13 protein-coding genes, 1 tRNA gene and 2 pseudogenes are annotated in these 14063 nt (G+C 35.6%); 6 read left to right on the top strand and 10 right to left on the bottom strand.

What is annotated here, in order from left to right; all coding sequences use genetic code 11:
* Positions 1-378 precede the first annotated feature (378 nt).
* Together ABWU23_RS07260 and ychF are read right to left on the bottom strand one after the other, a co-directional pair.
* Positions 379-573 (bottom strand): hypothetical protein, encoded by a 195-nt coding sequence (locus ABWU23_RS07260; protein WP_410530045.1) that lies wholly within the window; start codon positions 571-573, stop codon positions 379-381.
* A complete protein-coding gene (ychF, locus tag ABWU23_RS03250) occupies positions 566-1660 on the bottom strand; it encodes a redox-regulated ATPase YchF (RefSeq protein ID WP_253308924.1) in 1095 nt (364 codons plus the stop codon). Before ychF ends, ABWU23_RS07260 begins: the two co-directional genes overlap by 8 nt.
* Positions 1661-1778: 118 nt before the next feature.
* Here ychF and ABWU23_RS03245 point away from each other — a divergent pair, with 118 nt between their 5' ends.
* Entirely contained in the window at positions 1779-2885 is a 1107-nt protein-coding gene (locus tag ABWU23_RS03245) for a hypothetical protein (protein WP_265016414.1), read from the top strand.
* An 82-nt stretch (positions 2886-2967) separates the two neighbouring features.
* The gene (locus ABWU23_RS03240; protein ID WP_253309262.1) at positions 2968-4140 is read left to right on the top strand and encodes a CCA tRNA nucleotidyltransferase; all 1173 of its coding nucleotides are present in this window, start codon (positions 2968-2970) and stop codon (positions 4138-4140) included.
* Here the strand turns inward: ABWU23_RS03240 and ABWU23_RS03235 are convergent.
* Both ABWU23_RS03235 and ABWU23_RS03230 read right to left on the bottom strand, forming a co-directional pair.
* Positions 4124-4504: a hypothetical protein gene (locus ABWU23_RS03235; RefSeq protein WP_353270798.1), complete on the bottom strand. Its 381-nt coding sequence runs from the start codon at positions 4502-4504 to the stop codon at positions 4124-4126. The genes ABWU23_RS03240 and ABWU23_RS03235 overlap by 17 nt on opposite strands.
* Positions 4489-4869, bottom strand: a complete 381-nt coding sequence (locus ABWU23_RS03230; RefSeq protein WP_353270797.1) for a hypothetical protein — start codon at positions 4867-4869, stop codon at positions 4489-4491. The genes ABWU23_RS03235 and ABWU23_RS03230 overlap by 16 nt, the downstream gene beginning before the upstream one ends.
* 82 nt (positions 4870-4951) lie before the next feature.
* Here ABWU23_RS03230 and ABWU23_RS03225 point away from each other — a divergent pair.
* Positions 4952-6182 (top strand): annotated as a pseudogene (locus ABWU23_RS03225) (IS256-like element ISWpi15 family transposase).
* 34 nt (positions 6183-6216) lie between these two features.
* On the opposite strand, the pseudogene ABWU23_RS03220 reads toward ABWU23_RS03225, so the two are convergent.
* Positions 6217-6435 (bottom strand): annotated as a pseudogene (locus tag ABWU23_RS03220) (IS66 family transposase); the annotation flags it as partial.
* Here ABWU23_RS03220 and ABWU23_RS07255 point away from each other — a divergent pair.
* Complete coding sequence (locus ABWU23_RS07255; RefSeq protein ID WP_386086839.1) at positions 6397-6693, top strand: hypothetical protein; 297 nt, start codon at positions 6397-6399, stop codon at positions 6691-6693. The pseudogene ABWU23_RS03220 and the gene ABWU23_RS07255 overlap by 39 nt on opposite strands.
* Here the strand turns inward: ABWU23_RS07255 and ABWU23_RS03210 are convergent.
* From ABWU23_RS03210 to ABWU23_RS03190, 5 genes are all read right to left on the bottom strand, one after another.
* Positions 6684-7946: a protein TolB gene (locus ABWU23_RS03210; protein WP_353270796.1), complete on the bottom strand. Its 1263-nt coding sequence runs from the start codon at positions 7944-7946 to the stop codon at positions 6684-6686. The genes ABWU23_RS07255 and ABWU23_RS03210 overlap by 10 nt on opposite strands.
* Before the next feature lie 9 nt (positions 7947-7955).
* Entirely contained in the window at positions 7956-9590 is a 1635-nt protein-coding gene (locus ABWU23_RS03205; RefSeq protein ID WP_353270795.1) for a ribonuclease J, read from the bottom strand.
* Positions 9591-9807: 217 nt separating this feature from the next.
* On the bottom strand, positions 9808-10926 hold the full coding sequence (gene dnaJ / locus ABWU23_RS03200) for a molecular chaperone DnaJ (protein ID WP_353270794.1): 1119 nt from the start codon (positions 10924-10926) through the stop codon (positions 9808-9810).
* Positions 10927-11008: 82 nt separating this feature from the next.
* A tRNA-Arg gene (locus tag ABWU23_RS03195) sits at positions 11009-11086 on the bottom strand.
* A 207-nt stretch (positions 11087-11293) separates the two neighbouring features.
* On the bottom strand, positions 11294-11440 hold the full coding sequence (locus tag ABWU23_RS03190; protein WP_253309118.1) for a hypothetical protein: 147 nt from the start codon (positions 11438-11440) through the stop codon (positions 11294-11296).
* Between the two features lie 505 nt (positions 11441-11945).
* Here ABWU23_RS03190 and ABWU23_RS03185 point away from each other — a divergent pair.
* A complete protein-coding gene (locus tag ABWU23_RS03185) occupies positions 11946-12761 on the top strand; it encodes a hypothetical protein (RefSeq protein ID WP_341814363.1) in 816 nt (271 codons plus the stop codon).
* Positions 12762-12823: 62 nt separating this feature from the next.
* On the top strand, positions 12824-13987 hold the full coding sequence (locus tag ABWU23_RS03180; RefSeq protein WP_253309116.1) for a porin: 1164 nt from the start codon (positions 12824-12826) through the stop codon (positions 13985-13987).
* Positions 13988-14063 lie beyond the last annotated feature (76 nt).

The following is a 14063-nucleotide window of genomic DNA, read 5'->3' as shown; positions in this document are numbered from 1 at the left end:
CTGTTCAGGGGCATCGCAAATATTGAAGCAAAGTGGTCAGTGCTTACTGTACGAACATTGTGATTTGAGAGCAATCTCCGCTAGGGAGGATGTCATCCCAGTGCCCTGACTACTTGGATCCAGGAATTTTGATTAGAGATTAAGTTGGTGAGTATAAAAGTAGCTAACCTTATGTTAAAACACAATATTTTTGGTGAGGGGTTGTATTAAAAGCTGGATTCCAGTGTCGAGCACTGCCGTCATAAAGGAACCAGTGTCAGCTACTTGCATGACACCCTGACAACCGTCATCCCGCTACTTGTTAGCGGGATCTATGCTAAGAGATACCGCGAATGAATCGCGGTATGACGTAGGACTGCTGTCATTCCAGTCTGGAATCTAGTCTTTACTGGGGAGAAGAAACTCTCCTTCTACAGTGTATCCGTTTAGGGGAGGTATCTGTTCAGATGCATGGCTAATGTACAAATATTGAAACAAAAATTCCAGTGCTCCCTTTCTTGTCATCCCAGTGCCCAGATACTGGGATCCAGAAAACTTAACTTTAAATAAGTGGCTGCATAATAAACTACACATTAAACCTAAAGTGCATTATATCACCATCTTGTACGATATAATCTCTGCCTTCAAAGCGAATTTTTCCTGCGTCTTTGCAAGCTGATTCACTTCCATACTTTATGTAGTCTGCAAAGCTTATAGTTTCTGCTTTTATGAAGCCTTTCTCAAAATCAGTGTGGATTACACCTGCTGCCTTATCAGCTGTTGATCCTATTTTTACTGGCCATGCCCGTGCTTCTTTGGGGCCCACAGTAAAGAAAGTTATCATACTCAGCACTTCATACATAATACGCGCTACCCCATCAAGGCCTGATTCTTGTAAGCCAAATTCTGATAAAAAACTCTGTTTTTCCTCTTCACTATCAAGATTTGCAATATCTGCTTCAAGTTTTGCTGAAATGCAATAAAATTTGCTTTTATTTTCCTCCGCCATTCTCTCTACCTTTCTAGATAATTCATTGCCAGTTATAACATTTGTATCTTCAACATTGCAAACGTACATAACGGGCTTTGTTGTGAGCAATTGAAGCGACTTCATCTCGGCTTCGTCCATGTTTTCCAAACTTCTTGCAGGTTTACCGAGTTTTAAAGTAGCTAATACCTCTTGCATTAATTCAAGTTGTCTCTTTAGCTCTTTATCACCTTGTTTTGCTTTCTTTTCCAATTGAGGAAGCCTTTTTTCTATGCTGTCAATATCAGCTAGGATTAATTCCATTTCCACCACTTCAGCATCTGATATTGGATCTATTTTACTGTGTACATGGCTGATATCGTCATCCGTAAAGCACCTGAGCAGATGCACGATGGCATCAACTTCTCTGATATGGCTTAAAAATTTATTGCCGAGTCCTTCACCTTTGCTTGCGCCCTTTACAAGACCTGCAATATCCACAACTTCTAATTGATTATAAATTATCTTCTCTGAACCGGCAATTGCTGCGATTTGTTTCAAACGCTGATCTTTTATCGAAATCTTGCCTATATTTGGCTCGATTGTGCAAAAAGGATAATTTGCAGCTTCGGCTGCACTTGACTCTGTAAGTGCATTAAATAAGGTTGATTTTCCTATGTTTGGTAACCCAACTATACCACAGTTAAAGCTCATATTTGCTATTTAAAGCCATAATTATTGCACAATTTAAGAATTTCTGCTATACTTAATTAGTTACTTATTGACAGTTTTGTTGGTATAGTAATATATAGCTTAAATTAAGGTAAAAATTATGCTTCAATCTAGGGAACGGAAATTACCAACTAATAGCCAAGTAGTTAAGTATAATACTGCGGGCGATGGCAATTGTTTTTTTCATGCTGTGTTTGGTGATAATAGCTCTGGTCCATATAAAGCTGAAAGAGCGCAAGATATGAGAATGGAATGGCACAAATTTTTAAGTCAGTTTGAGTCATTGGATGATGCAAGTATGCCAGCTCCTTTAAGAGATCATCTAGAAAATGTTTTTAATATGTTTTTAAACAAGCCAGGGGATTTAACTGGTAAGTCTGATAGAATAAAGGAGTTGGTTGAGCAAACAAATAGGAAAATTAAAAATGCTGAAGGTAATGTGAAGAGGTTAGTAAGTAAAGCTGTTAGCAAATTTAATATATCGCATGATCAAGCTATGCGTGATTTAAGAGAATATGCAGAGGCCCTTGGTGAAAATGAGTATGATGTCCAATATAACAGTGAATTTATTACACGCTCATTTCTTGACAAACCTGAACTCTATCAAGCCTATCTAGAAGCAATAGAAAGTAAAAGTTATTTTCCTTTCATTGGAGAAATTAGTATGTTAGCTTCTTTAGCTAACATTGAAATTAATGTCTACTACAAAGATAATAATAGCGAGGAGCAAAAAAAGTTTGAGCCAGATCCACAAATGATAAATAATGATGATCAGTTAAATCAGGTATTTAATCGTGAGAGTTATAAATTAAATGACGAGTTATGGGGTAGTAAAGAGCGAGAAACAATATATCTTGGAGGGAATCATTACTCTAGAGCTGAAATTGTAACTCAAGAATTAATAAGACAGCAGCAAGAGCAAGAAGACTTTCTATTAGCAAAAAAACTTCAGGTAGATGAGATCTTGGAATATTGTAACGTTTCAAAGGATATCTCTGAGAGAGCAAAGGTTGAGAAGAGATTTGATGAGTTATTGGCAGAAAATGCTGATAGAAAAATTGATGTTGTTGTAGGGCAGTGCGTTAGTGATATAAAGCAATACATAGAGCGCTCTGAAGAGCAAGACTCTTTGAACCCATCGTGTGGTATTGAAGAAACAAGGGTGGAAAAAGCATTTCATCATCAGCAACCAATACTTGTAAAGTAAATTTTCATAGCCCTGTATATTTTTATATAGGGCTTTTGCAAGCATTTCATATAATATGAACTTGCAGTACATACTAACCTAAATGCAAGTTGACCATGAAACTAGTTTAATCATCGATGCCATAGAGAAATTTGGTGGTGAGGCTAGGCTTGTCGGCGGGTGTGTGAGAGACTCAATTTTGCAGCGTGATGTCCATGATATTGATCTCGCTACCAATTTGCTTCCTGATCAGGTGATGAAAGCGCTAAAACTCCGTAATATAAAAACTATTCCAACTGGCTTAAAACATGGAACTATAACTGCGATCTTAAATCAGAGGTCTTTTGAAATTACAACATTAAGGCATGATGTGAAATGTGATGGCAGGCATGCGAAAGTAGAATTTACTAATAATTGGCAAGCTGATGCTTCAAGGCGTGACTTTACATTTAACGCTCTATATGCAGATAAGCATGGCCATATATATGATTACTTTGGTGGTATAGAGGACTTAAAGGCGCGAAGGTTAAACTTTATAGGCAACGCTGAAGATAGAATTGAAGAAGACTATCTACGTATTTTAAGAGCATTTCGTTTTCATGCAAAAATATGTGTCGGAGATTTGAGTGATGAAATACTAAGCGTATGCAAAAAGCATTCGCATATGATCCAAAACCTCTCTGGAGAGAGAATAAGAGATGAAATACTTAAATTGCTGGAGTGCAATGATCCTTTTCCAACACTTAAGAGCATGCAAGAATCTGATGTTTTGCAAAAGATTATCCCAAAAGAAGTAAAATGCGAAATTCTGTCTTCGTCACTTCTTTTCGGCACTGATGCACTAGTAAAATTAGCGTTACTCCTTAGGACCACCAAAAATGACAGGCTAAGTCTTGGAGAATATGTAAGCAAATTTTTACGTCTTTCAAACAAGCAAAAGAAAAAGCTGCTATTTTTACTATCCAACGATATCAAAACAGAACTTTCAGAAAAAGAGCAAAAAAAATACATATCTTTATTTGGTAGAGAATTATATTGTGATTTAGTAAAAATTTGTGGTGTTGAGTCTGGAGAAAATGTTGATAAATACATTTCGTTTGCTAATACATTCAATATTCCAAAATTTCCTTTATCTGGCGATGATTTAATAAGTATAGGTCACCAGCCAGGAAAAAGTTTAGGTAGGAGCTTGGAATTGCTAAAACAACATTGGGAAGACAGCTCCTACACTTTAACAAAAGAGGAGCTGGTGCTTTATGCTAAGAGCCTACTCTAACTGCTTTCCAACTGTTCAATGAATGTATGCTTGCAATATTAGTGTGACTCATCGAGGAATTAGGTGTGTATTCTTTTTTAGCTTTTTCTGTTAATTGGTATTCGTTTACTCCTCCTTGAGTTTGATTACACATTTTCTGATCTGGAGATAAAAATTTATCTCTTATACTTGGTGTCAGTTGTAACTCTTGAATCTTATTTGAAAAACATTTCATTTTAGCCTCTGTTAATTTTCCTGTAACAATTTCTTTAAGTAATTCTCCTGAGTCGTTATTATTATTATTCTTGCTATTAAAGCTGTGCAAGATAGAGTCTACAATCTTATTTACCCCTTCTTGTTTGTTAAATTCTAATTTTTTACACATTTTACAACAGAAGATGACAACTTGGCTTTTAACGTGCCATCTCGTGGTTCTTTACCTACATTTTCTCCAATGTTACAATGTTTGTTGACAACTTCTTTAACCTTGGCTTCTATGATCTCCCTTGCAGATTGTTTTAAATTACTTTCTAATAATTTAAGTAATTCTTTACTTTCAAATTTTCCACTATTTTTATTTGATAGAGATTTTATGGTTTCATCAAGCACGTTATGGCAAAAGTGCTTTTCTTTAAATTCAGGAAAACCTTTTTTTAACTCCTCGTTTTTCCTAGATAAAAAGTCATCAAGATTCTTATCCCTAAAAAGCTTATAGAAAACCTTTGAAACGTTTGACTGAGTTGATTTCATAGAATAATTAGGGAGTGTTAAATAAACTGTGTCAAACCGAAAAAAAAGTAATAAATTGATATAAAAAAATGGAGGTTTGACAATGAGTCAGAAAGTAGTAAACAGAACTACCGGTTTGGTAGATTATAAAGAATTAGAAACAAATATCCTGTCGTCTATACGAGAAGGAAGACCGTTGACAGGAAGAGATGGAGCATTAACACCGTTTATAAAAAAGTTGCTGGAGGTAAGCCTGGAAGGTGAAATAGAAAACCACTTGTCGGCTGAAAGCGAAGAGAATAATCGAAGAAATGGGAGGAATGCAAAGACTTTACGTACAAGCGCAGGGTCATTTGAGCTTTTGACGCCAAGAGATAGGGAAGGAAGTTTCGAACCACAAATAGTCAAAAAAAGGCAAACAAACTTACATCCAGAGCTTGAAACGAAGATTTTGAGCACATTTGCCAGTGGTATGGGCTATAGAGATATAGTGTCACATGTTGAGGAAATTTATGATCACAAAATATCGGTGGCAGAGATATCAAGTATTACTGACAAATTGCTACCAGTAATCAACGAATGGCGTAGTCGCCCGCTGCAGTCTGTATATCCGATAGTTTTCATGGTTTTTTAAAGTCAAAGAGGACGGGCATTGCGTAAGTAAATGCATGTATAACATATTAGGCATAGATCAAAATGGCAAAAAAGAAGTATTAGGTTTTTATTTGGCTGAAAGTGAAGGAGCTAACTTCTGGTTGGGAGTGCTAAATGACCTCAAAGAAAGAGGAGTAGAAGATATCCTTATTGCCTGCGTTGATGGGCTGAAAAGCTTTCCTGCAGCTATAAACAGTGTCTTTCCTAATGCGGAAGTGCAGATGTGTATAGTGCATCAGATACGCAACTCACTGAAGTATGTGGCCAGTAAAGATGCGAAGAGTTTTTTGAGCGATTTAAAGAAGGTATATCAAGCTTCAAGCAAGGAAATTGCCGAGAATTATCTGTTGGAATTAGATGAAAAATGGGGCACAAAGTACCCTATGGTTATAAAATCTTGGCAGAATAATTGGGAAAACTTGTCTGGTTATTTTAAGTATTCTGGTCCAGTTAGGAGGATAATCTACACCACCAATCCCATAGAGGGGCTACATAGGCAAATTAGGAAATTCACTAAGACCAAAGGCTCATTTACCAGCATAAATGCCTTGTATAAGCAGGTATATTGTGCTATAAAGAAGGCAGAGGAAAAGTGGACGATGCCTGTACATGATTGGGCATTAACTATCTCTCAACTTGATGTTTTCTTTCCTGGCAGATTGAAAATTGAGTTGAACTAAAAATGCGGTTTGACACAGTTTATTTAACACTCCCGAAGTAGTTGTAAACCGCATACCTATCGGTAACAACCAAATTCTTATAACTAGAAAATGTACTACTCTCTAGAAACTTAACTCCTCTTGTGTCTGCTAATTTAATAAGGCTTGCTTCATTATTAGCAAACACCCAGCACCAGCCAAGTTTACCTTTAGAATAATGGCTAGTTTCATCAATATGCAAAACTTTGCTTGCTCTCTCTACTTGTTCATATACATCTTAATACATAATTCTCCACAAAAACAATCTTCAGGGAGGAGCTGGATAATTATAAGCTCAGCATTATTGTTTGGCGCTATAGGAGCCACAATGGCTACAATGGGAATTATACCTGAAATTGCTGCTATTGGAGTAATTGCAACTGTTGTGTTGTCAGGAATCGCTGGTACTATAGTAGGTGGTGTAGCGGGATATCTTGTTAATGTGGCAATAAATCAATGCTGTGGAGCATGCAGCTCAGTAGTTCAAGAATAAGACCAATCCGGTAAAGAAGCATTTGTGGGAGTGGAAACCATTTTTTGATTTTTCTTTACTAAGTCTACTAAATATAGTTTAGAGTTGCTTGGTGATTCTGTTCTTGTGAAAATGATTTCTCTACCATTTGGTAGCCATGCCGGAGATTCAATTTTATGCCCTTCTGAAAGTAGACGTTCTTCTTTGCCACCTGGCTTCATAACTCCTATGTAAAATTTTCCTGACTGAATCTTTGTGAAAGCTATCAGATCTCCTTTTGGCGACCAAACAGGCGTAGCATATCTTCCACTTCCAAAACTAATTCTTTTAGGTTTTTTACTTTTGTTAGTAAAATCGATAACATACAGCTGCTGACTCCCACTCATATCGGAACTAAAAACCATATACTTTTGATCTGGAGAAAAAGAGGGAGAAGTGCTTATAGCTGAACCTTTAGTAATTTTTTTTGTCCGTTTACTACTTAAATCCAAAGATAATATATTCGTTTCACCACCCAATGAGTGGGAAATTAAAAGAGATTTACCATCAGGAGAAAATCTTGGTGCAGAAATAACTCCTTCAAATGCGCTGATTATTGATTCAGTGTGGTCTTTTAAATTTTTTAATACTATATAACTTTTACCATTTGCGTATGAGATATAAACAATACCCTTTCCATTTGGTGAGAATCTCGGTGTTGACACAAATCTATCGCCATTTGTTAAGTATTTTATATTACTTCCATCTTGATTCATCACAGCAATTTTACGCACAGATTTGTAGTTGCTATCTTTTTCTTCAGCGATATACGTGATTTTTGTGTTGAAGTGCCCTTTCTCACCAATCAATCTATCATGTATCACATCCGAAACGAGGTGACCAATTTTTCTCCAGTCTTTTGCTGGAAAAACAACTGACTGAGTAAGTAATTCTCTTTTTGTAAAAGTGTCAAATAAACGAAATGATAGCTCTAATGCACTACCAGATACTTCGCTTAAACTTACTGTGACTACAGTATCGCTTTTCCAAGATTTAAATTCAGCTTCCGCGCCACGTTTTACATTAAATAAGCCACAATTAGATAAATTTGTTCCTATTACCTTTGCAATATTTTCGCTTAATTCGCTTTCCAGCGCTGTTTTACATGTACATTTAGATACAACAAGACCAATGTTACCAACACTGCTTTTTTTTATATCAACATATAAAGCAGCTTTTGTAAAATAAGGAATAAATAACGAAACAAGCAATATTAATTGAACGAATAACTTCATTCTTTCATTTCATACCTGTTCTATCTGGACTTCAATTATAGGTCTTTTTAGTAAATATTCCTTTAAGATACTCAATATTGAACTTTCAATCTTATTTTTAATTTTTTTTGTTGGCTGCAAACTAAACAACGACTCAACTTTCTTGACAATTTTCTGTATAATAGCTGCATCTTCTAGCACTTCAAAAACACCAGGTACAAATACTTTCGGTTTAGTAAGCAATTTATTTTTCTTGTTTACAACTGCTATTACCACAATAACTCCGGCATCTCTCATTCTTTTACGCATTTTTATAACACTGCTCTCCGGATGACGTAGCAGCATACCATCAATACCAAAGTAGTCAACATCGATTGAATCAACTTTTTCTCCGTTCTCCAAATTAACAATATCACCTGGTGCAATCATTATTGCTTTTGCCACACCGCACTCTTTAGCAAATTTTACATGTGCATGCGTGTGAATATATTCGCCGTGAACTGGAATAGACATCTTCGGTTTTATTAAAGAATACATTTCCTTTAGCTCTTCTCTTGTTGGATGCCCAGAAGCATGAACATGCTCTGTTTTTTCAGTAACAACTTCTACCCCCATCTCAATAAAGGCATTGAGCATGTTGTGCGCACGAGTTTCATTTCCAGGAATGATTTTTGACGAAAAGATCATGGTATCACCTTGCTGCATTTTAAATGCTTGATGACTCTTATTAGCAAGCCTTGAAGTTGCTGCCAGTGGCTCACCTTGACAACCTGTGCAAAGTAGCACCAGTTTTTCCCTTGGAAAATTTACTGCTTCCTTTGCTTCAAGAAACTGAGGAGAATCAGTTAAATAACCACTATCTTGCGCAACCTTCACTATTCTCCATAAAGATCTACCAAGTAAAACTACTTTTCTATTTAGTGCTTTTGCAGCTTGGCTTATCGTTTCAATTCGTGCCACATTTGAAGCAAATAGCGAAACAGCAACTAATTTTTTAGACCGCTTTATTATGTTATAAATGTTATTATAAATTTCACCTTCTGACTCAGGGTGATGCTTGCTTAATATATTGGTTGAATCGCAAATTGCTGCAAGCAGGTCACCTTTATCGTCAATTTCTTTTAGACGCTCTATATTAGAAGTTAATCCAACAACAGGTTTTGGATCAAATTTCCAGTCTCCGGTATGGAGTGCACTACCCATTTCAGTGCTAATTAATATTGAATTTGCCTCAGGAATTGAATGAGTTATATTTATAAACTCGACGGTAAAAGGACCCAAATTTGTGCTGCCATTTATGTCTACCTCTTTCACAGGTACTGTATCTTCTAATCGAAACTCCTTTAGTTTCTCCCTAAGAAAATTAACCGTAAACTTTGTTGTATATATGGGGCACTGCAACTCTTCCCACAAGTGGGGCACTGCACCGCAGTGGTCCTCATGTGCATGTGTAATTATTATTCCAAGCAAATCTTTTTTTCTTTGAGCAATAAAATCTACATCAGCAATGAGCAGCTCAACACCTGGCATAGTTTCATCTGCAAAACCAACACCAAGGTCGATCATAATCCACTTACCTTGATAATGATATAGGCTAACATTCATCCCGATTCTTCCTACTCCCCCAAGCGGAAGAAATAAAAACTCATTTTTGTTTATATTCATTAAATTTAAATTATTAAAACCTGAGAATAGCAAAACTTCGACCTTAAATAAAGAAATTTATTGCTTTTACATAATTTTAAGGAACTAAGAAGTTTCTGTTGGCTAATAATGTTGATATCAACACTATTGTTAAGTTTTCCATTAATAAGGTCAAAGAATTGCAGGATTAAATGAAAACCCGTAAACAGTTACTCCTTCATGTCATTTAGCAGATTTCTTATTTTTTTTTTACTTTACTAAAAAACCCTTCAGATCGTTGTTGTACATTTGCATTTTCCTCTTCTTCAAACGCTTTTAATAGCTCAATTTGCTTTTTGGTTAAACTTTTTAGATTTAAGGTTTCAACTATTACCTGTACATACAAATCACCGCGAACATGTGAACTCATATGCGGCATACCCTTCTCCTTACAACGTAACTTGGTACCAGTTTGAGTGCTCTCTGGAACTTTTACTTTTGTTTTAGCTCCATCAATTGACTGAACATCAATTTCACCACCAAGCACAGCTAGTGTCATTCTTATAGGTACTTTACAGTGTAAATCTGCCTTATTTCGAGTAAAGATTTTATGGGGAGCTATTTTCACGTATACGTATAAATCTCCACTTTTTCCACCTCTTGCTCCAGCTTCTCCTTTACCACTTATCCTTACCTTAGCTCCTTCTTCTATGCCCTTTGGAATTGAAACGGATATATTTACTTCATCTCTTCTACGTCCACTTCCACCACATTTCTTACATTTATTTTGTATTATTTCTCCTTCCCCATAGCATGTAGTACATGTTCTTTCGATGGTAAAAAAGCCTTGTTGAGTTCTAATCCTACCGCTTCCCTGGCATGTGGGGCACTGAACTGGTTTAATTGCTCCTTCGCTACCTGTGCCTTGGCATGTGTCACATTTTACATTTGTCACATAATGTATAGGCGCTTGTATTCCTTTAAATGCATCTTCTAAGGTAATTTCAAGATCATAACGTAGGTCTGCTCCAGACACTCCTGTTGTGCTCCTCTTTGCTCTTGATCTACTTGCATCACCACCGAATCCTCCACCAAAGAAGTCATTGAATATGTCGCTAAAATCTCCTGCAGAGCTAAAGCCTTGAAACCCACCAGAAGCACCTTCGTGGCCATAACGGTCATAGCTTGCCCTTTTCTCAGAGTCAGATAGAACTTCATATGCAGCTGTTACTTCTTTAAATTTTTCCTCTGCTTCTTGATTGCCAGGATTTCTATCAGGATGATATTTTAACGCTAATTTTTTATACGCTTTTTTTATCTCATCAATACTGGCATTTCTTCCTACTTCCAGCAGATCATAGTAGTCTTTTTTGCTCATATATAATAGTTTAGTGTTTAACCTTTAAAGATAGGTATTGCATATATTAATTTCAAGTGTGACTTCTGTTTCCTATAAAATGTGGTGCACCCTGAGCGACTTGAACGCCCGACCTTTTGATCCGTAGTCAAATGCTCTAATCCAACTGAGCTAAGGGTGCTTTCATAAAGTTAACTTTAGCAGGTTTTGTAGCTTGATTCAATTAATTTGGCTAAAAATAAAACTGTTAATTTTTATCATACGTGAAACCTGCAAAAAATTGCATTTGTTTTCTTAAGAATCATTTTATGGTCAAGCTCACAACTATACGAACATTTGTAGTCAAGGCACTGGGATCTGAAATTGCAATGTTCGTATAGTTGTGGGTTTAGAACCCCTCACAATTCCCAAACTGCTGTTCCGAATTAGAATTATTAAATTCACTATAAGGAGGAGAGTAAGGAGGAGGTGGTCCATAATTCCTAACTGCTTCTTCAGCCTCCTCAATATTGTCTGATTCTTTCTCATGCTTCATATGAAAAGCTAAACCACCAGCAAAACATACGAGAGAATTAACGCCAAGGATAGCTAAACCCCACACTGGTAAGACTGGGTAAACAGCACAAGCTACCTACTTTCAAAACGCGTCCCCTCAGATTCTCACTTTGGCATCATTCTACCTTATCTAAAGCCATTTTATACCTTTTTATCCCTTCTGGGGTAATCTTTTTTCAGTTAGCTATAGTAGATCTTTCAGAACAACTAAACGTGACTTGTTCTACTTCCATCTAATACAATGTAACAAAGGGGTATAACTCAGAGCTAGAGGTTATGATTGTAATAAAGATATAAAAAAAACGGATAAGTCAAGCAAAATTACATTTGTAACTTTGCTTGACTATCCATTTATTACCACCTAAAATAGCTAACAAAGCCATCCCGTATGACATTTTATCTATATCTAATCAAGCATATTAATAAGTAAGTAAATTTTAATATAATCTTATTATACTTATAAATATGCTGTATAGAATGAAAGTATGGATGATTTCATAACTGCAAGAAGGAAAGATGATGCTGTAGCATCTGTTTGTCAGGATAATAAGAAAAAAAACGTATTAATTTTAGGGCTCAATCAAGCCGCAAGGAATTTGTTAAAATACGAGGAAGGGAATTTACTTAATAAGCCGTTAATCAATATTTTAAGTGCAAGAGCAGCTGACGACATGAAGAATTATTTAGAGTATACCGAAAATGGACACGATTTACTTGATGTATTACCTAAAGTGATAGGTTTTTCCTTAACTGATGCTAAAGGAGAAGATATAAAGACAAAAGTAAAAGTTTTCCGCACTGCACAATTTGCTAGTAATAAAATAAATTATGAGCTATTGATACGTGATATCAGCTTGTCTCATAAATTAGGAATCTTTAGAGATGAATATCTAATGGGTAAAAAATATAAAAACCATGACTTATTCGATATACCAAACAATGAGTCTACTATTCTAGAGTTATACGTTATATTAAATTTTGCCTTTCAACATCAAATTAATGCAGCTATAGGAGTGATTGGCTTAAATAGTAGCTGTAGTGAGACAAATGATGCACTGAAAGTTATCATAGAACATTTTTGTAAAAATTGCCGTAGTGATGATTTTCTAGGGTATATTGATGAGAATAAAGTGCTTTTTGTTTTGATTAACTGCGATGTAAAAAGTACGTCTAAAATAATTAATCGTATACATTCTGCCATTAATAAGCAGTTATTAAAGCGAAAATTACCAAGTGTATCAATAATTTATGGGAATATAGCTCAAAAACGGGCAGCAAAATCTACCAGCGGCGCCTTCTGAAAAGTTGTTTTTTATTTATATTGAGTTTAAACTTAAATTTTTATAAAAATTTAAGTTTATTTATGAAGTTAAGGTACTACCTGGTAGCACTGCTTTCATCATTATTTTTGCAGAGTAGTGCTAGCTCTAGAACAATTTTGGATAAGGAAATATTTTATGTAGAACTAGACGGAAAAATAGATTTGAGATTCGGCTACGCCTTCAACAGAGGTTCTTTCAATGCTAAGGCTAAGGATAAAACTTCAAGTTATTCATACTTGCGCTTTCTTTATTTACAGCAAGTTTATCCAAATACTCAAATGGGGTTTAATGTTAAGGCAGGAGTTTCTGGTATTGCAAACCTAAAAGCGTTAGACATAGAAAAGTTAGACATGGAGGAATGGTATTTCATCATTAAAAATCAGGTGCTTGGATCAATTGAATATGGTAAAAGAAGTTTAGTTAGTCAGGGCATGTTAATTAACACTTCAAAAATTTATACAGCTGCTGGAGGAGTAAATGGTCATTGGACAAACTATGCAAATTTGCGTGGTAACGAAAACAGAGATAATGGCCCTGGATATGATAAAGACAAGGTATTTTGGGTAAAACCCAACATTTACAGTAATTATAATGGACTCGAACTAGGGTTAAAACAATCATCAATTAACTACATCTCCCCTGAAATCTATAACTTTCAACTCGGGTTCAGTTATGTCCCAGGAAAAAATAACTTACAGTACAGCAATTTAATTGCTGCTGGCCTTTCCTATAAAAATGGCCTATCAGATGATATAAATTTTACTACTGCCTTAACTGGTGAATTTGCAAGAGAAAATTTAACTGATTGCTCAGATGGAACTTCTAAAAATTATGAATGTCGTAATCAATTACTGCACTGGAATTTTGGTTTGAAGCTAAAATTGTTCGATCTTGATTGCATTTTTTCGTATGGTAATGGCGGTAAATCTGGTGAGAAGCGTAATCCTGAAATAAATAATACGTATTATATGAATGCAGGTATTGCTTACCATTCTGATTCTCGCAAATTGAGCTTAACATATTTCAATAGTGGTAGGGATATTGCAGCAAACGAGTTAACATCATATGCTTTAAGCCTTGAATATCCATTTTTTATGGGCACTTCATACTATTTCGATATTGTAAAATTTAGTACCAAAGAGCCTGAAGTAGAAAATAGCAACTCTGGTTATGTGCTCTTGACTGGACTGAAATTAAGTTTTTAATGAGGTTACATTGCCTCCTGTCATCCCAGCACTCTTTTCTGTCATCCAAGTAGCGGATAACATAGAAACGAAAAAC

It is taken from the genome of Wolbachia endosymbiont (group A) of Hedychridium roseum, from assembly GCF_964028325.1.
GTDB lineage: Bacteria > Pseudomonadota > Alphaproteobacteria > Rickettsiales > Anaplasmataceae > Wolbachia.
The sequence above is the reverse complement of the archived record's forward strand: the minus strand, read 5'-3'. Positions and strand labels throughout refer to the sequence as shown.